The sequence below is a fragment of the Microcoleus vaginatus HSN003 genome (assembly GCF_022701255.1).
GTDB lineage: Bacteria > Cyanobacteriota > Cyanobacteriia > Cyanobacteriales > Microcoleaceae > Microcoleus > Microcoleus vaginatus_B.
This window is the reverse complement of the sequence record NZ_CP031705.1, coordinates 2660354-2683410: the sequence shown is the minus strand read 5'-3', so window position 1 is coordinate 2683410 and position 23057 is coordinate 2660354. Positions and strand designations below refer to the sequence as shown.

The following is a 23057-nucleotide window of genomic DNA, read 5'->3' as shown; positions in this document are numbered from 1 at the left end:
CCAGGGCTTAAAACCCCTAGGCAAAAGCTAAACTCCTCTTGCATAGGACTAATATCAAAGTCGATTTTATTACCGTTTTCTTCAGTCCGCCCAGGCGGACTTTGTATGTGTAGTTGCGACTTCCAGTCGCCGGATATCTAAAATCATGTCTAATTCACTGTTAATCAATTTGTCCTTCTTAACACCCGAACCAACGGGAATCGGGACTTACGCCGCTAATCTTTTCCCGCAACTGCAACAGCTAGAACCAACATTACTCGCTTCCCAGCAAATTGACAATTATACTTGCTATCACATCCCGGAAACTCTGACACCGAATCGCGGCCCGAAAGGACAAATTAACAGGCTGCTGTGGACTCAGTTTGAGTTACCCAAAATTTACAAAAAAATGCAGTCTACTCTGATATTTTCCCCAATTCCCGAAGCACCTTTGTATTCCGGTTGCCGCTACATCGTCACAGTTCACGATTTAATTCCTTTGCGATTTCCCCGACGGTTTTCTCGATTAACAGCTTATTTCCGCTACTACATACCGCAGGTTTTGCGGCAAGCAGAACACATTATTTGTGATTCTCAAGCAACGGCGATCGATGTTGCTAACTTTTTCCAAATTCCGCCTCAAAAAATGACCGCTATTCCCCTAGCTTGCGATAATATTAATTTTAGATATCTCGACTTGCCCGCCAAAAATTATTTTCTTTATACAGGTAGACACGATCCTTACAAAAACTTAGAAAGATTAATTGCTGCATTTGCGAGTTTGCCCGATCGCGCAAATTACGAATTGTGGCTAGCAGGGCCTCCCAATGCCTACACACCGCAGTTGACAGCACAAGTTGAAGAATTAGGTTTACAATCTTTGGTAAAGTTTCTCGGTTACGTTCCCTATTCTCAATTGCCCATACTGATGAATCAGGCGATCGCCCTAGTTTTCCCTACACTTTGGGAAGGATTCGGCTTACCAATTTTAGAAGCAATGGCTTGCGGCACACCCGTCATCACATCCAACCTCTCATCAATGCCAGAAGTAGCCGGAGATGCCGCCTTATTAGTCAATCCTTACAGCGTCGGAGAAATAGCCGAAGCCATGCAAACAGTAGCCACAGATTCAAAATTGCGATCGAACTTAAAAACTGCTAGTTTAGCCAGATCATCTCAATTTAGTTGGAACAAAACCGGAAAAGCAACCGCCAACATCTTACAGCAATATCTTTAAATCTTCCCTCTCTTCCTCTCTCCTCTCTCCGGTTAAACTCACATCCATCATTGTCAGCAACAGGCAAGATGCCTGTTCCACAAAAGATAAATTTTCTTGTGGCACAGGCCGGAAAGCCTGTTCCTAAAAGGCTAATTGAGAATGGTGCAATATCCCAGGGTAAATAAAAAAAAATCCCACGCAAAAACCGCAATCTACATATTATCCCATGCCCAATCCCCAATCTAACTTACTAATCAACCTCTCTTTCCTAATTTCCAAACCAACCGGCTTAGCCATCTACGCCAAAAACCTATTTCCCCATCTAAAATCCCTCAATCCAACATTACTAACAGCAGAAAAATTTCCCAATAGCAACTGCTACCAAATCCCCGCAAACCTAACACCCGAACAAGGAACCAAAGGACACATCAACCGATTGCTGTGGACACAAACCCAACTTCCAAAAATTTACAAACAGCTAAAATCTAACCTGTTATTTTCCCCCATTCCTGAAGCTCCTCTATTTGCAGGTTGCCGCTATATAATTACAGTACATGACTTGATAGCCCTGCGATTTCCCCGTCGCTTCGATCCTCTGACACCTTACCACCGCTATTACATTCCCCAAGTGCTGCGACAGGCTCAACACGTCATTTGCGACTCTGAATCAACTGCCAAAGATATCGCTAATTTTTGCCAAATTCCTACTAATTTAATTACGCCAATTTTCCCAGGGTACGATACCAGTTTTTTCCGTTTTTTAGACTTACCAACCAGCAATTATTTTCTTTATATCGGCCGCCACAATCCTTATAAAAACGTGCAGCGAGTTGTAGCAGCATTTGCTGCTTTGCATCATAATTCCGAGTACGAATTGTGGATAGCAGGTTCGGAAGACAAACGCTATACGCCACTGCTGAAGGCGCAGGTTCAAGAATTGGGATTGGTCGATCGAGTAAAATTCTTAGATTACCTCCCCGCAGCCGACTTGCCCAAAGTCATCAACCAAGCGATCGCCCTGGTTTTCCCCAGTCTTTGGGAAGGATTCGGACTCCCCGTGCTCGAAGCAATGGCTTGTGGCACTCCTGTCATCACCTCTAACCTGTCTTCAATGCCGGAAGTGGCGGGGGGTGCAGCATTATTAGTCAATCCCTACAGCGTCGAGGAAATTGCCTCTGCTATGCAAGAGCTTGCAGTAGATTCCAAAGTTCGATCGCACTTGCGCGAACTCGGTTTGGCAAGAGCAAAACAATTTAGCTGGGAAAAAACCGGCCTGGAAACTGCTGCTATTCTCGATCGATATCTTTAACGAAGGAAGAAGGAAGAGGGAAGAGGGAAGAGGGAAGAAGGAAGAGGGAAGAGTGAAGAGGGAAGAAGGAAGAGGGAAGAGGGAAGAGGGAAGAGGGAAGAAGGAAGAGGGAAGAAGTCAGTAGGTAGATTAATGCCCCATGCCCCATGCCCAATTCCCAATTCCCCCTCCCCCTGACAGCCTGAGTGAGGGACTGTAGCCCCTTTTACTTATTGATACCCAACTGATCGCCGCGCTTGTACTGCTGATATGCAGCAAAAAACAGCCCCGCCAGAGTAACAAAGATTAGACCCAGAACAATACCTGAAAGTAGCGGTTCTACCATGAGAGCTCCTTAACGTTAAGATTTAACAACCTATTTTTAATATTACCAGCACTTATACAGATGAATTTTCCCAAAAGCAGCCTTCCGTGGGTCTCAGAGCTTGCTCTCCCCGCTGCGAACGATTAAGCTATGTTATGAGAAATAAATTTTCTTGTAGATACTATTTTTAATTGAACTCCTTTGAATAACCAACTTGCCAGGAATGAAATTAAAAACCCGATCGAGCGACTTGCCATATTTGCGCTAGCGGTGTTGGTTGCCATCATGTTGGCGAGTATGACAATTCGTCAGTTTCAAGTCGCCGATCCTTACGTCAAAAGCGTACTATCCCTGACGGGCAACCCGTTTCAGGGTTCCGCCATCTTTCAAATGAACTGTGCCGGGTGTCACACATTGGTTTCAGACAGTCAAGTCGGGCCCAACTTGCACGGAGTGTCCGAGCGCAAATCCGAATTCGATCTGATCCGGCAAGTTACCAGCGGGCAAACCCCACCAATGCCGCAGTTTCAACCGAGTCCGCAAGAAATGGCCGACTTGCTGAAGTATCTCGAACAAATTTGACCAAAGAAGGGGAACGGAATTCGTTCCCCTTCTTTAGCAGAGCCTCGAAGCATGGGTTTCGAGGCTCTGCTTTCGGGTAGTCCCTCTCTGCTGGGACGAGAGGCAAGTGTAGGATCGGTTGCAACTGACGAGTTTGAGCTGCGGACTAAACCAACAAGCTAAAACTCTGAGCTGATAACTGGCTCGGCTGCAGGCCCGTCACTATAGCCAAAATCTGGTCGCTGTTAGCAAGCCCGATCGCCGTTGAGCCATTAGTTTCGGTCAATGACAGTTGATTGAAGTCCAAGCCTCCCAGCAACCTGATCGAATCAACTCCGGCGGTGAAGTTGATAATGGTGTCAATTCCTCCGCTCGCTGACAAGACAAAGCCATTGCTGCCAATGCCACCGACGAGGGTATCGCTGCCAATGCCACCAAAGAGCAAGTTATCGCTGGTGCCACCAAAGAGCAAATCATCACCGCTGCCACCAATTAAGGTATTGTTACCGTCATCGCCGCAGAGAGTGTCATTGCCTTGATCGCCAAATAGCACGTCGTCGCCAGCGCCTCCCAAAATTACGTCATCGGCTTTGCCCCCGTACAATAAGTCATTGCCTTCGTCGCCCGAAAGAGAGTCATTGCCACGATTGCCATAAATCGTATCGTTACCGCGATCGCCAAAAACCAGGTCAAAGCCTTTGCCGCCGAAGAGAGTATCGTTATCGATGCCTCCGTAGACAGTATCGTTGGCCATATTGCCATTGATGTAGTCGCTGCCCCCTCGGCCAAAGATCAAATCGTTGCCGCTCAACCCGAAGATAGAGTCATTGCCGACACTACCCACGATCGTATCGTCGCCGTTAGGGCCGTTGATCACATTACCCGCTGAAGAAGTGCCGGGCTCATTGGGAGTAGCGATCCTGGGGAAGTTCTCAGGGCAAACCAAATCTGTCGGTACAGGTGCAGGCGTCGGCGTCGGTACAGGTGCAGGGGTCGGCGTCGGTACAGGTGCAGGGGTCGGCGTCGGTACAGGTGCAGGGGTCGGCGTCGGTACAGGTGCAGGCGTCGGCGTCGGTGCAGGTGCAGGCGTCGGTGCAGGTGCAGGTGCAGGCGTCGGTGCAGGCGATGTCGGCGGTGTCGGTGCAGGTGTCGGTGTCGGTTCAGGTGTCGGAGTCGGCGTCGGCGTCGGGAAGTTCCCGAAGTTGATGCCGCTGACAATAGCACCTGAAGTTAGGGGGATGTCCGCGGGTTCGGGTGTGCTTTGGGTAAACCCAGTTTGGTTGACTTCCCGGATACGGTAGGTTCCCGGCGTTAGGTTCGCGAACAGGTAGTTGCCGCTGTCGTCTGTGGTAGTAGTAACAGGAGCAGGAGCAGTTCCAGCTACGACATTGGTTAACTGAATTTGGAAATTGGGTAAACCCGGTTCTCCAGCATCCTGAGTGCCATTGTTGTTGGTGTCTTGGAACTTCAGACCTCGGATCGCCCCGGGTTGGGGCAGGAAGTTGCCGAAGTCAATGCCCGTGATGTTATCGGAGGGATTAACCGTAACGGGGGCGGGGTTGGGGGTCGTCTGCGTCCAGCCGTTTTGCTGGACTTCCCTTACCTGGTAAGTACCTGCGGGTATATCTCGGAGAGTGTAGTTGCCCGCTGCATCGGTGATGGTAGTCGGTTCGCCCTGCTGAAACAATCCATCCGGATTGATACTGTCGAGGAATATTTGCCAGTTACCTAGGCCCAATTCTCCGGCATCCTTAACGCCGTTGCTGTTGAGGTCATTGAATTTTTGACCGCTGATAGTGCTCGACTGGAAGTTGCCGAAGTTGATATTAGCGATGTCTTGACCGCTGGTGACAGTGATGTCATCCGGGTCGGGGGTAGTTTGCGTCCAAGTAGGCTGCAAGACTTCCCGCACCTTGTAGGTTCCTGCTGACAAATCGAGGAATTGGTAGTTACCGGCGGCATCGGTGAGGGTGTTCGGTTCCCCGGTGTCGAGAGTGCCGTTATCGTTGGTATCGAGGAAGAATTGCCAATTGGGTAGTCCTGTTTCTGCTGGCGCATCTTGGATGGCATTGTTGTTGAGGTCATTGAACTTCAGACCGCTGATGCTATTGGGCCTGAAGTTGCCAAAGTTGTTGTTTTGGGAGTCTGTGCCACTGGTGACGGCGATCGTAAACGCGCCGGAAAGAGTAGGCGTAGCTGCATTGGCAGGCGGCAGAGTTTGCGTCCAGCCTGTTTGTGGGACTTCCCGCACTGTATAAGTGCCGGCTGGCAGGTTGGTGAACTGGTAGTTACCGGCGACATCGGTGACGGCGGCGTTGGTGCCTGTTTCGGCTGCTACTTGGTCTTGGACGCCGTTGTTGTTAGCATCCAAATAAATTGTCCAGCCTCCTAGCGGTGGTTCTTCTGGCGAATCTTGGGTGCCATTGTTGTTGAGGTCATTAAATTTGCTCCCGCTGATTTTGCCTAGTTGGAAGTTGCCGAAGTCTTGAGCCGTAATGTTTGTGCCGCTGACCGGGTTAATTGTATAAAAAACCGGGCCGGCGGTTTGTGAGAAACCCGTTGGCACGTCTTCTCTCACAAAGTGCCGACCGCTGCCGACGTTGGCAAAGGTATAAGTGCCAGCAGCCGCTGGCGCTGTTCCGGTAAGTTGAGAGGCGATTTCCGCGTCGCCAGTATCTAAAGTGCTGTTATCGTTAGTATCCTTGAACAAGCGAACGGTGGTGCCGTTGAGGGGCGTATCGTCAGCAGAGAAGCCGTTGCCTGTGAGGTCGGTGAATTTGGTGCCGCTAACGGTGATGTTTTGGAAAACGCCGAAGTTTTGACCGGTGACGGGAGTACCGCTTTGGGCACTAACGAGAATTGCGGCAGCGGGGAAAGAGATGCTGGAGTTGGCTGGGGCAGTGGCTTGTATCAGGTAATTGCCGGGGCCGATATCCGCGAATGTGTAATCTCCTGCTCCTGCAGTGGTTTGTGCAGTGCCGACAATAGTATCTGTGGCGACTTCCAGCGTGCCGTTGGCGTTGGTGTCTTGGTATAAGTTAACGGTGATGCCGTTTAATACCGTGTCATCGGGCGTGAAGCCGTTGCCCGCGAGATCGGTGTAGGTTTTGCCCGCGATCGATGTTTTCTGGAAATTACCGAAGTTGGCACCCGTGACATTAACAATACCCGTATTGGCCGGAGTCGGGCCGAGAGTCTGCACCCAAGCATTCTCAGGCGTTCCAGCGGGTGGCGCTTCTGTAATCGGAGTATCTGTTTTTACGTCGCGGAGGATGTAAGTCCCGTCGGCCGCGGTAGTAGTGCTCTTCGTGCCTACAGAAATTACCCAGCCCGGAAGACCTGGTTCAGTCGCCGCGGCACCTTGCAGGCTATCCCCGTTAAGGTCGTTGAATTTAACCCCTGTGACGATCGGGCCGTATTCATAAGCACCGATATCAACAGCAGTGCCGATCGTCCGGGGAAAGCCAGCTCCCCGCTGGTCAGTCGCGCCCGCAGCAGCCGCAGCCGTGGCATCCCCAGCATCGATCGCCGGATTAGGAGTCGCAGTGCTGTCAGCCAAAGCATAAGTCAGGGGAACGCCTGTAGCCTGGTTCAATCCTGCGGTAGGGGCGATGACACTTGCTAGAGGAACGGTCAGTTGCTGGGCGACAGGTAAAGTGCTACCAGCAACATTCCCGATCAAATTGTTGATACTGGTGGCGGCGAATGTCCCAAACACGTCAGGACTTTCGCCGCCAACATTACCTGCGACGATCGAATTTCTCAGATCCACAATACCGCCGTTAGTAGCAATACCCCCGCCCACAGCAAGAGCAGGGGCAGTTGCAGTCGCAGTGTTAGCAGTGATGGTGTTGTTAGTCAGAGTTGCAGTAGCGCCGCTGTTGACAAAAATCGCGGCCCCCGCCCCAGCACCGGGTGTAGCGCCCGCGCCTCCGGTTGCTGTGTTGCTGAACAAAGTGCTGTTGTTCAGGGTCAAACTGCCAGCATTAACAAAAATTGCGCCTCCCAAACCAGCACCGCCGCCGCCACCGGTTGGGCTGCCGGCGCCGCCCGGGGTAAAAGCTCCGATGGTCGTGCTGGCTCCGCCTACTGTACCGCTGCCGCCGCCTCCTCCGAAGCCCCCAGCGCCGCCATTGCCGATCGCACCGACCGCAGCAGGGGCAGTAGCCGTACCTCCAAAACCGCCAGCGCCGCCACCGCCACCAAAGCCACCAGCACCGCCTGCACCCCCAGCCCCGCCAGCGCCGTTGCCAACAACTCCAGTACCGCCAGCACCGCCAGCACCGCCAGCACCGCCCCCACCGCCGAGGACGCCTCCCGCACCGCTACCGCCTGCGCCGCCTGCGCCGCCAGTACCGCCTGCGAAGGTAGTGCTGCCACCGATACCGCCCGGACCGCCTTGGCCGCCGGGAACGCCCGCTCCAAAAGTATTGTTAACACCAGGGCCACCACTACCAGCGTTGGGTGCAGTAGCAGTACCAGCAGCACCAGGACCGCCCGCAGTTGTGAAGTTGAAGCCAGCAGTGCCACCGAACAGGGTGCCGAAATCAGCGCTGCCACCAGCACCGGCTGGGGCTACCGCTGCTGCCCCGGCGCCTCCTGTAGCGGTGTTGGCAGTAAAGGTCACGCTGTTAACTGTGACAGCGCCGTTGTTGATAAATAGTGCGCCTCCCATGCCGGCCCCACCGCCACCGCCGGCTGTACCGACACCACCAACTGCGCTACCGTTGGCAATTGTCAGGTTAGAAATGCTGACTGCTGCATTGTTGTCTACAGAGAAGCCCCGGTTAGTGTTGAGATTTAGGGTGAAACCGCCACCGGTCAAGGTGATGGGGTTAGTGATTCTGGGCAGAACATCTCCGGCGGCTAAGGTGATGTCGCCAGTGATGGCAATCGTGTCGGTGTCGGTCAAAACATTTGCCACCAGAATCTTATCGCGCAGTTCGCCAAATGTGGCGACTAAAACTGCACTGTAAGCTTCTCTCGCCTCTGCCGAAAATGCCAAAGGTGTTTCTATGTTGCCCGTAGTTACTTCGAGTTCCCAGTCTCCACCCAGTGCCGCACTGCCGGTCAAGTTGTCGGAAGCGGCAATATTTGCTCCCGTGAGCTGGCTCAGCCTTTCCACGAAGGCGACACCTGCTTCTGTGGCGGCGACGTTGCAACCGTAAAGCAGAATTTCGGGTTTAGCTGTAATTGGAGAGTTCGAGTTTGCCTCGGTTGTTGGCAAAGCAAACCATGTTTCTAAATAATTGCGGTAGCTTTCAATGTTGCTGAGATTAAGTTCTGTGGCGCCGATTTGCAAGCTGGCTGCTGCGCCGTGAGACAAAATGTGGACGGCTGCAATGTTTTGCCGCTGTTTAAGTGTTTCGGCGATTTGCTCGATGCCGTCGCGATCGGCTTTCAGAATAACAATTTCTGTATCGGGAGTGACCGTTTCTGTTAAACTTTCGCAATCTTTAACTTGTGAATCTGCAAAAACTATCTGGTGTTTCCGTTCTTTATAGAGTTCCACGTTTAAATTCTCCTGGTTCACGCACACATCAAATTCATATCACAAAGCAACCGCAGCAGCGATCGATCTTTTTCCGCTGCGGATGAGAGTCGTTGGCGAAGCCCTCGAAGAGGATCGCCCCTAACTTTCACCTAAATTGAATATTGACAAAAACCTTTTTTTATGCTCCCCTGCCCTAACTGAGTTAGTTTGATGGTTGAGAAGTTTTAAAAGGGGATATTGTTCCGGCTGTTCCCAAAAATGTTGGACGAAACTTGCGCGCTGTTTTATGCTGTACCCGAGATGGCTAAAATACCAGATTTTATAAAAATTGTCAATCAAATAATTAACCGATGGCGCTCGATATTTGTGAGTCAAGAGTTATCAATCACGGTTATTAGCTGTAAGCTGATATTATTTGGTAGTTGTTGGCTGCTGAATTATCTGGATGTGCGATCCTCTTCGAGGGCTTCGCTAACGAACAACCGCCATCAAATTGCTTGGTAGTAAGGAATACAAGTCCTCTGAGTTTTATGAGGACTTGCATTCCTCACTAGAAGATTGATCGCGGTAATTTTACAGGAATAGATATGCTGACTCATGACTAACATTCCTGGAGACTATTAAACTCAATAAACCGGGAAGAGGAAAGAAAATTCTGCGTGTCAGTCCAGAATCTTAACTCCTCTTGCCGGTTTCTGCGTTCCCGACTGACTAATTACCAAGTTTCTTCATCGGGATTAGTGGAATTGCTCCAGATTTCCACATCTAAATCATTGAGATAAATCAGACCCGTTTCAATCTGTTTACTTGTACCGTTAAGTTCCAAGTCAAACCAACCGTCATCTAAAGTTTTGACACCCAACAAAGCGGCATTAAAATTCACCGTCAAACCGTATTCAGAAATCAGGTTAGAGATTACAGGTTCCTGATGGTACTCTTTAGGAACACGAATGCGAATGCGGGTTTGAGTTGGTCTGCTGTCGCCACTTTCAGATTTGGGAATATCTGATTCTTGGGTTTTGTGAAAATTGCCGATCGCCTCAAATTGAGATTGGCTAGTGTTGTGAGCTAACATTTGGAACTCCTAATTTTTGTTTCAGTTTACCCTTTGCACCAATATCTTGTAGGGTGGAGCGCTGTGTGATTTTCCGGCTTCCAACCAGATTGTCGATAGCGCCACACCTACTAATGACTAACAAGTTCGCACCCTCGAACCTCATGAATGGTGATTATTCTTCAACTTCTTTGATGCTAGTTTTTCGTTCTAAAATCTCCTTAAGCACGAGGGTAACAACTGCTAAAAGACCGAGAACTACCGCAGCCGAAAATGCGGCTTGCGTCGCATACTGCTTGTAAGCATCCTCTACAAACAAAGGCAAAGTTTGCGTTTTTTTAGCAATATTTCCAGACACCACAGAGACGGCTCCAAATTCTCCCATTGCTCTAGCATTGGTCAAAATTACTCCGTAAAGCAATCCCCAACGAATACTCGGAAGCGTGACATTCCAGAAAATTTGCCAGTCATTTGCTCCCAAAGTTTTCGCCGCCTCTTCTTGATCTGTCCCCACTTCTTCCAAAACAGGAATCACTTCGCGCGCCACAAAAGGCAAGGTAACAAAAGCAGTAGCTAGCACCATCCCAGGGAAGGCAAAAATAACCTTGATATTGGCCGCATCTAGCGACGGCCCGAACCATCCCACCCGACCGTAAAGCAGTACAATCATTAAACCTGCAACTACGGGAGAGATGGCAAAAGGCACGTCTAAAAGGCTGATTAATAGCGTGCGACCCCGAAATTTGTTGCGGCCAATTACCCAGGCGGCACACAAACCGAATACTGTATTTATAGGCACAACTATCAGAGAAATCACCAGGGTTAGTTGCGCTGCGTGCAGAAAATCGGGCGAGGTTAAGTTAGAAAAAAATGGCTCAAATCCCTTTCTGAAAGCTTGGTAAAAAACGTTGAGCGTGGGGATAAATAAGACAAGAGCAAGATAGCCGATCGCAATTCCGATTAAAGTTGGTTTTACCCAAGCTTTTTCCTGACTCCGACTAGAACCTGCGGGCGGAAATGTGTAACCAGCGGGTGAATTGATATTAGCCGTCATAGCGTCTTCTCCATGCTTGTAAGAGATTAATGGCGAACAACATTGCCAGGGAAATACCTAACATGACAGTGCCGATAACTGTTGCTCCTGCATAGTCGTACTGTTCCAACCTTTGGAAAATTAAAACTGGGGCGATTAAATCTTTGAACGGTATGTTAGAAGCTACAATTACAGTAGAGCCGTACTCGCCAACCGCTCGCGAAAAGCCGAGTGCTACTCCGGTTAAAATAGACGGAAATAGCGGCGGCAAAACTACTCTCCAGAAGGTTTCAAATTGAGAAGCACCTAAGCACCAAGCTGCTTCTTCGATCTCTTTTTCCATCTCGTTTAAAACTGGCTGTACGGTTCTAACTATAAATGGCAAGGAAATAAATATCATCGCTATACCTACGCCCAAGCGAGTAAACGATATCTTGATTCCCAAAGGTGCAAAAAGCGAACCAATCCAGCCGTTATCGCTGTAAACTGTGGCGAGAGTTAAACCGGCAACGGATGTAGGCAGTGCAAAGGGTAAATCGACGACTGCATCTATAATCCGTTTTAAGGGAAAGTCGTAGCGGACTAAAACCCAGGCAATTAATGTGCCGAATACTCCGTTAATTAATGCCGCAACTAAGGCCGTAAAGAAGGTGACATCGTAGGCGGAAAGGGCGATCGGACTGGTGGCAATTTTCCAAAATTCGGCGGGGTTTGCTGTGCTGGCTTTCAGCAGCATTGCTGCAACTGGGAGTACTAGCATTAAGCTGAGGTACCCTAGGGTGATTCCCCAAGGTAATGTTATTTTGCCGATCGCCCTTTTGATATTTTCGATCGGAGATTGAGGGTTACTGGTTGGAGATGATACAGCCATAAGTGAATAGTTTGGATTTGGAAGAATAGTGAATCTATTAGATCCCCGACAACTTCGGGGAAGTCGGGGATCAGGGCATTCTGTTTTTTTACTGTCTAATAGAACCTTGGATTTTGTCAAAAACAGCTCCGTCATCGAAGAATTTCTGCTGAATATCTCCCCAACCTCCTAAGTCTTGAGCTGTAAATAGGGTTTTGATGGGGGCATATTTTTTGACAAATTCTGGTTCCGCGGCTACTGTCGCATCTACTGGGCGGAAGCCTACTTTGGCAAATTCTCGCTGAGCTTCTGGGGTGTAGAGAAACTTAACAAATGCTTCGGCGACTTCGCGAGTACCGTGTTTATCAACGTTTTTATCGACGATGGCAATCGGATTGTCGATCGAAACATTGACTTCGGGAATAGTATAAGTCGGTTTTTCGCCTTTCTCACCTGCCAGAATAATCTCGTTTTCGTAGTTAATTAAGGCGTCGCCTTGCCCTTGTTTGAAAAATACATCAGTGGCTTCGCGGGCATCTTTAGTCAGAATCGGGACGTTTTTGTAGACTTTGCTAGTCAAGTCTAATGCTTTGGTTTCGTCTCCTCCGGTTTTAACAACCGATCCCCAAAGTGCGAGGAAATTCCAACGGGCAACGCCTGATGTTTTAGGATCGGCAGTAATCACTTTTACTCCGTCTTTGCTTAAATCTTCCCAGGTGTTGATGCCTTTGGGATTGCCTTCGCGGGTAACTATTGCTCCTACCGATTTGCTGACTATGCCTTCGTTGGGAACTTCTTTTTCCCACCCAGGTTGAATTAGTCCGGCTTTTTCGATTTTTGCGGTGTCGAGGGCGAGGGCTAGGTGTACGATGTCTGCTTCTAAACCGTCAATTACGGCCCGAGTTTGGGAACCGGAACCGCCGTAGCTTTGGTTGAAGGTGACGGTTTGGCCTTTTTCTTTTTGCCATTGTTCTATAAATTTGGGAATTATGGCTTCGTGGGCGGCTTTGGTGACGGCGAAGGATACTAGGGTTAATTCTACATTACCTTTGTTGGCTGCTGGGCTAGCACCACCTGGAGTGGCTGCAGGGTTGTTGGTGGTTCCCTGGCCGCAGGATGCAACGGCCAGACTTAAAGTTATTCCCACTAAAAATAGCGACACAAATCTTTTCAGCGCCGTAAATGATTGATTTGTGCTGGCGGGTGGCTGTTGCGGCCACTGAAGGTGTTGAGTTAGGCGTTGCCACGGGCTCATTATATTTATTCCTCTAGTGAAAGTACGGTTATCAGGTCGGAATACCGTAATTATGGTTGTGAAGTACGATTATAGACAAGAGCGAGTCAAAAGGCAACAAAAAAAATAAACTGGGGGAACTCAGGGTCGATCGCATATCGTGAAGTCTTTTCCGTGGGTGTTTTCGATTCAGATTCGGGGTAAAATGTAAAGTGTAGAAATAAATATTATTATTGAGTTAATGTGCTAAGCTGGCGCGGCTGCACGATACGCCTTACATATACCATCGGCCGATCGCCCAAATGTAATAGCCCTGCCCCAGGAGGTACGCATGACTCGCGCGATCGTCCTTAAATAAGAAAAAGTTTTAACAGGTATGTCCTTACCCCGCCCCGTCTCAGACACCCTCATTGAACTGTTGAAGCCTGTAGCCTCTGAATTGGGAGAAAGATTGGGAGCAAGCGCTGTCAACGAACGCTATGCAGAAATTGAGCCCTCTGGTTCTTCAGCTTTGAACCAGCAAATCAAAAAAGACCCCCGCTGGATTAAAGCACAAGTGAGATATTTGCAGCGGCAGCAGGCCAGAGAACAACAATTAATCGCCCTCGCCGACGCCGAAGAATGGGCAAAGGAAGAACGTGTTAATCGAATTAAGGCACAAGAAGTAAGAGATAAGCGGGCAATTAGTCGGCTTTGCCGCGACTTAATGCGGGAGTTTCAATCAGAAGCAATTCGAGTTAAGCTGAGCCAAATTCAAACTATTTGGGACAGGGACAACTGGTTTTCTAATTTGAGCAGGCAGGAAACTGAACAGATTTTGCAGCAGCAGCAGCACCGATTGCTGCTGTTAGTTGCTCCCGCAAAAATTAGCGAAGATTGCCCCGATTCGTTTCGCCACAATCTGAATATCGAGCTGCCGGCTAAGTTGAGAGCTTTTTTGAACCAGCACTACCCCCCCCATGGAGATTTGTGCCCGGTTCAGTTTTACGGAGACTATTTCAAAAAATCGATTTCTGATATTGATGTAGAGCGGTTGCAGACTGTGTTGTCTCCCGTACCGACAGCTATATTGTATAGCGACATCAGCGATTATGAAGTTAATTTTCATGTGGGTTTTTGGGGAGTCATCAATCAGAGCGTTTCTCTAGTGGCGATGCAGCCTTGGAATTGGGAAGAGGTTTATCACCAGTTGGAGGCGGAGGGGAAAGATAAAAAGCTGAGCCTGCGGATTATTCGGCAAATAATTGTGACTATTCACAAGTTATTGGCGGCTTTTTTAGCTGATTTGTATTATTTAAATATCGATTTTACTCACGAACCTCAGTTATTTAAATTAGAGGCGGAATTTGCTCAGGAATGGTTTTCTAAAGATTGGGCCCAACCGTATATTGAAACTCTTAAAGAAATTCAGGAGCAGCAGCGAATAGTCTATAAGGGAGAGATGCGGCGGCTGGCGCTGCGAGAGGCGAAAGCTAGGGCGGAACGCCAGCGTTTGGAGGAGGCTGAACTCAAACGCAGAGAGGAAGCTGAGGCCGCATCTAAGCGGGTGAAGGAATTAGCTCACAAATTAAAACATGAGAAATGGCGGTGTGTAGAGACGCTGCCAGGACATTCATCGTTTGTGAATTCTCTGGCGATTAGCCCTGATGGCAAAATTCTGGCTAGCGGTAGTTGGGATAAAACTATTAAGATTTGGAATTTAGAAACAGCAGAATTAATTGGCACTCTGACGGGGCATTCCGATCGCGTAAATTCGGTGGCTATTAGCTATGACGGAAAAATGTTGGTCAGTGGCAGTTCGGACGAAACAATTAAGTTTTGGAATTTGCACAACGGTGATTTGCTGTGTACTTTTCCTGGACATTCTATGGAGGTGAATTCGGTGGCGATTAACCCGAAGCGCCTGGTAATTGCTAGCTGCGGCGGGGCTGATAATACGATTAAGCTTTGGAATTTGCGGAGTGGTGAGTTGCTGCGGACTTTGAGGGGTCATTCTGACAATGTGAATGCGGTGGTTTTTAGCCCCGACGGTAAAATATTGGCGAGTGGCAGTTCGGATGCGACGAGCAAGGTTTGGGATGTGGAAAGCGGCAAGTTGCTGCGGACTCTTTCGGGGTTGAATGTTGGGGTGAATTCTGTGGCGATCGCGCCGGACGGTCAGATTCTTGCTAGCGTGAGCAATGATTATACGATTAAGCTGCGGAATTTGCACACGGGCAGTTTGTTGCGGATTTTAAATACTAATTCTGGAAGGGGAAAGGGTGAAACGAATTTAGGAACGAATGAGGCGGTGCATATTTTGCAGAATTATGTGAGTCGGGGCGAGTCGGTTGCTATCAGTCGGGACGGTTTGACTTTGGCTAGTGGGTGCGATGATAATACGATTAATATTTGGAATTTGCAGACGGGGGAGTTGTTGAGCGCTCTTAAGGGACATTCGGGTACGGTGTACTCGGTGGCGATCGCGCCTTCGGGCAATTTGCTCGCCAGCGGCAGTGCGGATCAGACGATTAAGATTTGGCGGTGCGATTAGTTAATTGGCAGTGGGCAGACAATTTCGGTTTTGCCCTTACGGGGAGGGGTTTTGAGCGAATTTGAAAAAAAAAATGGCTGGGGGGGTTGCGCTAATGACTATAAGTTTGCTATATTAAGTTTCACTGCTGGTGTAACTCAGTTGGTAGAGTAGCTGATTTGTAATCAGCCTGTCGCAGGTTCAAATCCTGTCACCAGCTTTACTGATAAGACCAAGGCTTGATGAAACTTCGAGCCTTGGTCTTATTTTTAGGTATGAAGTGGGTCTAGAACCCCATACCCGTTTCATACCCAACTAAGCTCTTAAAGCTGGGCTTTATAAGTAAATCAAAATTATTTAGATAGTAAAGATAATTTCGGCCTAATAATTATACTTACCTAGACCCTAAGCTGTCACATCTCACTCTACCCCTCTTAAATCGAGTTTTAAGGCTCCTCTACACAATAAATGTAGTATTCATACCCATACGTGCCTTATCGCTCCCTGTAGCTCAATCTAGAGGCATATAATATGATTTGTTTTAGTTATAGAACATTGAGTTTGCATTGAAATAAATTATGTAATAGAAGCACATAGGGAAAGCGGGTTACTCTAACCTCAACCATTTAGCTATCGTCTCTACTCTGTTCCTATAGATTCTCATATTTCATATATACTTTCCTATATCACTTTTTACATATAATGTCCTATCTTAGTAGTGTATATATACCTGTTTTATTTGTTTACATCTACTAAATTTCATTCTTTTTACTGACTTAAGTCAAAGGTTGAATGCTTTTAGTAGAAAGAGCTAGGATAACTTACCGGGTATACCCTAGCTAGTGTTTAGAGTTTAGCAGCTTTTTTAGCTAACTCTAATGCGTTCTCTAATGCGTCGAGATGTCTCAGTATATCCTCCGATACTTGTTTTTGCCAGTTAGGGTAGACAGTATCTAATATCTCTCTTAACCTCTTTCTCGATAGTTGTAGATGTGCCTCTATTGTTGTTACCTCACCTTTATTTGTCTTTTGATCTCGGAGAATGTCGATCAGTTGCATCTTTATTCTGTATTGCCAGATGTCAACTCGATCCTCTTTGATAGACCAAGGTGTTAATATCACACCGCTAGAAGTCCTAAAACCGATCGGCTCTTGTGTCAATTGCCACCAAACTTCTATTAAATCACCCCAAACAAGTTGATCTAAGTGCGGATAATCAGAGATTTTATTGTGAACCTCTAACATTAACTTGCCAGGGTTAGGCTTCTTAACCTCTATTCCTCCTAGTTGAATTGTTTGATCTTTATCACGATCCCATTCCTTCCAGTTAGCTGTCATTTTCTCTAATAACTCATTGGCAGAATGTTGATCTAACGTTTTACCCGTTCTAAGGTTTAAGACTTTACCTCTGTTAACTTCTGATTCATTAGAGAATGGTCTTATGAATTTTAAGAACGTGCTTTTGATGTTAGAGAAGCCCTTGCTAGTCTTACCAAAACCTAGCAGATCCCTAACCTTGCTAGTCTGTGCCACTTTATCTTTGCCTACTAACTTTTTCTCGTTAGCGGTAATGAATTTGTCAACAACTTTTGATAATTGACCTTTAGCAAACCGTATTAAGTCACTATCTAGAATGTTGTTGCACTTCAACACTTTTTCAAATATCCGATTATCACCAAACTGGATATTTCTAGCGATATTTACGGATTGCAGATTGTAGGTTTTTTCAGCATTAGCAGGATCGATTATGGTAATGAGTTGTTTTGTTACTAATTTCCCTTGATGCCAGACTTCAAAAAAGATCCCATTATCGTAATAGACCTTGAGATCGCAATTTTTGAACTTAAAGTAATCCTTCAGGTATTGGCGGATCTCATCGAAGCTGGGTTTTTTAACCCCAAAGTAATTTTTAAGGTTATAGTTTAGACGCTGCACCCAAGTCTGTATTGATGAGAGGTTGGCTCTAATTAATGCCATCGGGTCGCCGAAGTTTGTTAACCTATAGCTATACTTGATGCTTTCAGTCTCTTGGATAATTTTGACAGATGCTAGAGGATAGAATGAGTAGTATTGGTCAGTTGGTGAGGAATAGAATTCCTGCTGACTCATGTACGCTTTTAGCTTGTTTTTACTGATTAAGACGTTAGCCGGATCAATTTTTTGGCTTGCCTTGATACCAGTGATCAACGCATTCAAAGCATCGATCATGTCTCGCCTGGTATACCTACCAATCATAGACTCAGATCCACCCTTTATTCTGGCTACCTCATTGTTGAGATAACCGAGTGCGCCCATGCCTAAATTAGAGGCAATATAACGGGCAGAATCATAAGTCAGTTCTGGCGGTAATTTGATCGGCAATCCTACCAGTTTGTAACCCGCCTCACCCGGTGTCAGTCGTAACAGCATAGGAACAGTTGCGATTATGTCGGTGAACTCGACTTGATTAACTCCGACTTTCTCATTTTCCAACTTAATAGGCTTAGGTGTTTGCTGCTCTACCTTGATTTGACCTTTAGGAGTTTTTTCCTCTACATTAGGGTGGTCAATCCCTTTGAATATGATAGGTGCGATTTCGTACTCTTCTTCCCAACCAGCAAAAATTATTATTTCAATGACTTTAGAGCAAACCTCTTCTAAGTATTTATTAAGAGATATCTCTTTATCCAATAAACCAAATACATAGTAAAGGATATCTCTCAAAATATCTTCACTAGCAGGAACACACAAATAATCAACAAAATTTAAAAGAATTATCTGATTTTCCTCAGATACTAACTCATTACTTTGATACAAACTTTTAGCTAGATTTCCCAGTTGTTCTCTATTTTGATTAAACCACCTTAGCCAAGAGTCGATATCTATCTTATAGGTAGAAACTAATTTTTGACCTTTCTTTATTTGCTCGCGAAGCTGAGACTCTGAAATTTGTTGATGTTTTATTATCCCTTGTTCAATAATCCATCTAAATTTAGTTTGGAATTCTTGTAAACTTTGTTCTCTCTTAAAAGAATCACTAGATTGTGTATTACTATGGCTCTCTGTTCTCCACGGACAATCTTTGCCTGTATCTCTGAAATGAGAGAAGTGAGAAACTCTCTCTATACCTTGCTTAAAAAAGACAAGTTCTCTACATTGACCACAAATTAGACCTAGCTCTTTATAGGATTGATAGTTTAGTCTATCATCATCGGCTTTAAATTTTTCATTTGAGAAAATAGATAGTGCAAAAAAAATAGATACTTCTGATTCTGCTTTCATAAAACTTAATCCCTTATCCTTGATAATTTTCTGTTAGAGTATCAGGGATAAACAGTTTAGTTCTATTAGCTATAGACACTAAATATCTGCTTATCTTCTATTTTATGGTCATTACCTTAGTCTGTTAACAGGTCTTTAGGATATTGTGTCTGAGAGTTTATGCGTTGGGAGTAGTTGAAGACGTATCAGTAGTTTGATTACTTCCCTTGGGGGCGGGCTCGCGTGCCCACCCCACAAGAGTTTCACGAAAAATAGTTGCACAAGTTAAATGTGCGACAAATTACAAGGCTTAACCTAATGCAGCGCAGGCTGTTTTCAACCCTTCAATTGTTGCTGCATCAAGTACGGGTTCCAGTTTCTCGACTACCGAAGCGTGATAATTATTTAACCATGCGAGTTGAGTCTTTGACAGCCGATCGACATTAATCAATTTTTTGTCAAACGGAATATATGTCAGCGATTCAAATCCGTACCAAACCGAACCGTTTTTTGAGGGCATTTCCCTGACAACATAGAGATTTTCGATGCGAATTCCGCCCCATCCCGGTTCGTAATATCCCGGTTCGATGCTAGTTACCATTCCCGCTTCCAGGGGATACTGCACAGATTTGCTGATGCCGTTGGGCCCTTCGTGACCGGCTAAAAATGCGCCCACTCCGTGCCCTGTACCGTGTCCGTAGTCTAGCTGTTCTTGCCATAATACCGCACGGGCGATCGCATCTAATTGCGCTCCCGTTGTTCCTTTGGGGAATTGCTGCATTGCACAGTTGATGTGGGCGATTAAGACTGTGGTGTAGTGTTCTATTTGTAGCGCCGTCGGTTCTCCGATACTTATTGTTCTCGTATCGTCGGTTGTACCTGCTAAATATTGCGCGCCTGAGTCAAGCAGCAGCAATTCTCCGGGTTTTAAGGTGACTTCTGGGCTGGGGGTTCCGTAATGTACGATCGAGCTATTGGCTCCCGCACCTGCGATCGTTCTAAAAGTTAAAGTCTGAAAATCAGTTTCTTCCTGATAAAATCTTTCGATGCTTTCTTTGACATCAAACTCAGTCAATACCTCACCATTTTCTAGCTGTTCTGTCAACCACTTTAAAGTCAAAGTTTTCGCTCGACTTGCTTTGAAATTGGCGGATTTCATCTGCTCGATTTCAACCGGATTTTTGCGAGCTTTCATCCCTTCCACCGGATGTGTCTTAAAAACTATTTCGATGTTGTAAAACTGCGCTTGTTGATGATTTAATATTAACTGGTACGTGCCTGCTGTGCTGTGTTTCGGGTCTAAAAGTACCCGAACTTTATGTGGCAAATTTACGCAAGTTTCTAATGTATGCGGATAGTCTGCGTAGGGAAGTAAAGTTACATCCGCCCGCAATTCTTGCTTTATTTCTAGCGAAATTCGTTCGGGATTTGTAAACAAAAACGCTGAATCTGTGGTGACAATGGCATAGGAGATGAAAATGGGAATGTGGGGAATATCCGAGCCTCGGAGATTGAACAGCCACGCTATTTGATTCAGGTTGGTAATCGGAAGCACATCGATATTGGCTTTGTGCATGGCTTCCCTGACTCTGGCTAATTTTTCGGCGGCGGTTTCTCCGGTCAGGGATACAGGTAAGCTAAATATGGGCTCTGCATCAATCGCGGGTAAAGTCTCTGCTGTTTGCCAAGGAGTTTGCGATCGCACTTTGTCTGTCAAATTCTCCGGGATTGGTATGAGTTCAATCTCCGCCGTTGCAATTTTTTTTACCCACTTTTGATATTGCTCTGTCGCTACAGTAAACGGGTCAAAACCCATGCGAATTTTCGTTGATTTTTCTGCCGATTCTACAGCGAGTTTTTCTAAAGTTTCAATTAAGGTTAAATTGCCTTCTAAGCCAAGTTTCGATATTTCAATAATTCCAGTATCGACTTGCAATTCGGCTTGTTCGTAGTAGCGGGAATCCACAAACAACCAAGCGGAATCTTTACCAACCAACAAATCACCGGCCGAACCCGTAAAACCGCACATCCAAGCTCGCCGTTGCTTGGCTGCTGGAACTGATAAATTTAAGTGTTCGTCAACCGCTGGGATGTAATAGCAATCTAATTCATAATCTGCCATCAAATCGCGCAAGTCTGCCAGTCTTGCAGCGGAGGTATCTTGGATATTTGTATTTGCTTTTAAATTAGTGGCAACCATGTTCAATCTTCCTATTTTACTTGTTTAGAATTGTCTTCAAACCTTTAACTAATCTCCTAATACCTGCGGTGGCAGTTGCTTTTTCTAAAGCACCGTAAGCAACGCGCAAATAGCAGCCACTATCCATGCCGAAGGTTGTACCGGGAAGCACGGCTACACGATATTCGCGAATTAATTTTTCTACTAATTCCATTGTATCGATTTCAGTATCAACTTTCAAGAAAAAGTAGAACGCTCCGGCGGCTGGGGAAATTGTACACAAGTTTTGGATGGTATTGAGTTCCTCTAATACGAGTTGTCGCACGGATGCGATCGCCCTTACATAATTATCGCAGTAACCTCTACCAACTTGCAAGGCTCCCAGGGCTGCATATTGAGAAATTACTGGGGGACAAATTAAGATTGTATCTTGAATTTTTCTCACTGAAACGAGCAAATGTTCTGGGATTACCATGTACCCGATCCGCCAACTCGCAAAACCGTAGGCTTTGGAGAGGCTAAATAGAGAAATTGTATGTTCGCTGCAGTGGGGAAAAGCGGCGGGCGAACAGTGTTTGACGCCGTTATAAGTAAAATATTCGTAAGCTTCATCGCTGATGTGATAGATGTTGTGCTGACGACAAATTTCGTTAATTTCTCGGAGTGCTTCGGCTGAATAAACAACCCCAGTGGGATTATTTGGTGAAATGGTAACTATGGCTCGCGTTTTGTCAGTAATGGCTTTTTTTATAGCATCGATATTAAGTTGATAATTGGCGTCAGTTTCTACTATCACAGGTCGGCAATTTGCCATAATTGCCGCCATTTCGTGGTTGAAATAATAAGGTGATTGGATAATAACTTCGTCTCCCGCCGAAGTGATAGCGAGAATGGCGTTGGTAAATCCCATATTGCTGCCGGCGGTAACGACAATGCAGTTTTTGCTATTAATTTCTATGTCGTTATCTATTTTTAGTTTGGCTGCGATAGCATCTTGTAATTGTGGAATTCCTTCCACGGCTTTGTATTTGTGATTGTCGGTATTTGCGAAGAATTCGGGAATTCGGTCAAATGATTCTTGTGGCGGATTGTAGTAAACTACGCCTTGTCCTAAAGATATTGTTCCCGGATTTTGGCGGATCAGTTCGCCAACTACTGGAATTATGGGCGACTGTACCGATTGCATTCGAGTGGGGTAATTTTTCATATAATATTTGTTTCTTGGGGCGTTAAGTAAATTGACATAACTTACAGATTATAACCCCGAATCTTTGGATAAGTCGGGGTTGTGGCGATTTGGTTGTTTGGGAGATTATTTAAGGATTTACGCTATCGCAAATCCAGTAAATTGCCGTACATAAGGCGCTCGAAATCCCAACACAATATCTGTTTTAGGGACTCCAAATTCGAGAAATTGATTGGCAATTCCTGCTTCGGTAAAATCGCGCTGAATCCAAATCTTTCCATCTTTGATATCAACATGAATCGGACATCCATGAATTCGTTCTTCATCCCGCCATCCCACATACAACAATAAATAGCGGTCGCGTTCCGTATCGAAAACAATTTCAGTGGTTTCTACATCTTGCTCAGACTGCTCTGTCGCGTGTTGATGTATGACTTTTTGAACTAACTGGCGATAATCTAATCTTTCCATAATGTTATCTCCTGTCCCTTCACATGAAAAACCAGCATCTTTATTTGATATCGTTCTAACACAGTTTGAACAAACGAGTCTGTAAAAAAATCTTGATAGATATCTGTAGGCACTGCCAAATACAGCACTCGTTCTGATTCCAATTTTTCCAATGCTACTCGATAATTAAGAAATTGACCAACAGCCGTATGGAATTCTGACAGCGCCGACAAGCCCACAAAACTTTTTACTTCTACTGCTATTTTTTGCATCCCCTTTTCGGCAGAAAGTAATTTTTCTCCTCCCAAATCTATCTGCATTTTTACTTGAGAAGTTACTTTTAGAAACAGAGGATCGTGAGTAATTGTCCATCCATCTTTCTCCAAAGCCGAACGTACTGTGTTGTGAAAGATATCTTTTGCTGACATGATTTAAAAAACTGTTTTACTAGAT

Annotated in this window: 16 protein-coding genes and 1 tRNA gene; 5 read left to right on the top strand and 12 right to left on the bottom strand. The window is 46.2% G+C overall.

Going from position 1 to position 23057, the window contains the following annotated elements; all coding sequences use genetic code 11:
• Window positions 1–145 precede the first annotated feature (145 nt).
• A complete protein-coding gene (locus D0A37_RS11585) occupies window positions 146–1216 on the top strand; it encodes a glycosyltransferase family 4 protein (RefSeq protein WP_242724365.1) in 1071 nt (356 codons plus the stop codon).
• On the opposite strand, the gene D0A37_RS28995 is transcribed toward D0A37_RS11585, so the two are convergent.
• The gene (locus D0A37_RS28995) at window positions 1199–1321 is read right to left on the bottom strand and encodes a hypothetical protein (RefSeq protein ID WP_278187191.1); all 123 of its coding nucleotides are present in this window, start codon (window positions 1319–1321) and stop codon (window positions 1199–1201) included. The genes D0A37_RS11585 and D0A37_RS28995 overlap by 18 nt on opposite strands.
• A 103-nt stretch (window positions 1322–1424) precedes the next feature.
• Between D0A37_RS28995 and D0A37_RS11580 the strand changes: the two genes are divergently transcribed.
• On the top strand, window positions 1425–2507 hold the full coding sequence (locus D0A37_RS11580) for a glycosyltransferase family 4 protein (RefSeq protein ID WP_242724363.1): 1083 nt from the start codon (window positions 1425–1427) through the stop codon (window positions 2505–2507).
• A gap of 205 nt (window positions 2508–2712) precedes the next feature.
• Here the strand turns inward: D0A37_RS11580 and petG are convergent, their stop codons facing one another.
• Window positions 2713–2832 (bottom strand): cytochrome b6-f complex subunit V, encoded by a 120-nt coding sequence (gene petG, locus D0A37_RS11575; RefSeq protein ID WP_006632329.1) that lies wholly within the window; start codon window positions 2830–2832, stop codon window positions 2713–2715.
• A gap of 180 nt (window positions 2833–3012) precedes the next feature.
• Between petG and D0A37_RS11570 the strand changes: the two genes are divergently transcribed.
• The gene (locus D0A37_RS11570) at window positions 3013–3393 is read left to right on the top strand and encodes a c-type cytochrome (protein WP_242724361.1); all 381 of its coding nucleotides are present in this window, start codon (window positions 3013–3015) and stop codon (window positions 3391–3393) included.
• 145 nt (window positions 3394–3538) lie between these two features.
• Here the strand turns inward: D0A37_RS11570 and D0A37_RS28990 are convergent, their stop codons facing one another.
• The 5 genes from D0A37_RS28990 to D0A37_RS11535 all read right to left on the bottom strand — a co-directional run bounded on the left by D0A37_RS28990 (window position 3539) and on the right by D0A37_RS11535 (window position 13058).
• Complete coding sequence (locus tag D0A37_RS28990) at window positions 3539–8884, bottom strand: DUF4347 domain-containing protein (RefSeq protein WP_278187190.1); 5346 nt, start codon at window positions 8882–8884, stop codon at window positions 3539–3541.
• A 697-nt stretch (window positions 8885–9581) separates the two neighbouring features.
• A complete protein-coding gene (locus tag D0A37_RS11550) occupies window positions 9582–9941 on the bottom strand; it encodes an NIL domain-containing protein (RefSeq protein ID WP_242724358.1) in 360 nt (119 codons plus the stop codon).
• A 154-nt stretch (window positions 9942–10095) separates the two neighbouring features.
• On the bottom strand, window positions 10096–10974 hold the full coding sequence (cysW, locus tag D0A37_RS11545) for a sulfate ABC transporter permease subunit CysW (RefSeq protein WP_242724355.1): 879 nt from the start codon (window positions 10972–10974) through the stop codon (window positions 10096–10098).
• A complete protein-coding gene (gene cysT / locus D0A37_RS11540; RefSeq protein ID WP_242724352.1) occupies window positions 10964–11824 on the bottom strand; it encodes a sulfate ABC transporter permease subunit CysT in 861 nt (286 codons plus the stop codon). The genes cysW and cysT overlap by 11 nt, the downstream gene beginning before the upstream one ends.
• 88 nt (window positions 11825–11912) lie before the next feature.
• Window positions 11913–13058, bottom strand: coding sequence for a sulfate ABC transporter substrate-binding protein (locus tag D0A37_RS11535; RefSeq protein ID WP_242724343.1), 1146 nt, complete (start codon window positions 13056–13058; stop codon window positions 11913–11915).
• A gap of 355 nt (window positions 13059–13413) precedes the next feature.
• Here D0A37_RS11535 and D0A37_RS11530 point away from each other — a divergent pair, with 355 nt between their 5' ends.
• Window positions 13414–15570, top strand: a complete 2157-nt coding sequence (locus D0A37_RS11530; RefSeq protein WP_242724338.1) for a WD40 domain-containing protein — start codon at window positions 13414–13416, stop codon at window positions 15568–15570.
• Window positions 15571–15696: 126 nt separating this feature from the next.
• Window positions 15697–15769 (top strand) — tRNA-Thr (locus tag D0A37_RS11525).
• Between the two features lie 626 nt (window positions 15770–16395).
• Here the strand turns inward: D0A37_RS11525 and D0A37_RS11520 are convergent.
• The 5 genes from D0A37_RS11520 to D0A37_RS11500 all read right to left on the bottom strand — a co-directional run bounded on the left by D0A37_RS11520 (window position 16396) and on the right by D0A37_RS11500 (window position 23032).
• Entirely contained in the window at window positions 16396–18810 is a 2415-nt protein-coding gene (locus D0A37_RS11520) for a hypothetical protein (RefSeq protein WP_242724336.1), read from the bottom strand.
• Window positions 18811–19099: 289 nt separating this feature from the next.
• Entirely contained in the window at window positions 19100–20989 is a 1890-nt protein-coding gene (locus tag D0A37_RS11515; RefSeq protein WP_242724328.1) for an aminopeptidase P family protein, read from the bottom strand.
• Window positions 20990–21005: 16 nt separating this feature from the next.
• Window positions 21006–22175: a pyridoxal phosphate-dependent aminotransferase gene (locus tag D0A37_RS11510; protein ID WP_242724325.1), complete on the bottom strand. Its 1170-nt coding sequence runs from the start codon at window positions 22173–22175 to the stop codon at window positions 21006–21008.
• Window positions 22176–22292: 117 nt separating this feature from the next.
• Window positions 22293–22625, bottom strand: a complete 333-nt coding sequence (locus D0A37_RS11505) for a XisI protein (protein WP_015174218.1) — start codon at window positions 22623–22625, stop codon at window positions 22293–22295.
• Window positions 22613–23032, bottom strand: a complete 420-nt coding sequence (locus tag D0A37_RS11500; RefSeq protein WP_242724323.1) for a XisH family protein — start codon at window positions 23030–23032, stop codon at window positions 22613–22615. The genes D0A37_RS11505 and D0A37_RS11500 overlap by 13 nt, the downstream gene beginning before the upstream one ends.
• Between the last annotated feature and the right edge of the window lie 25 nt (window positions 23033–23057).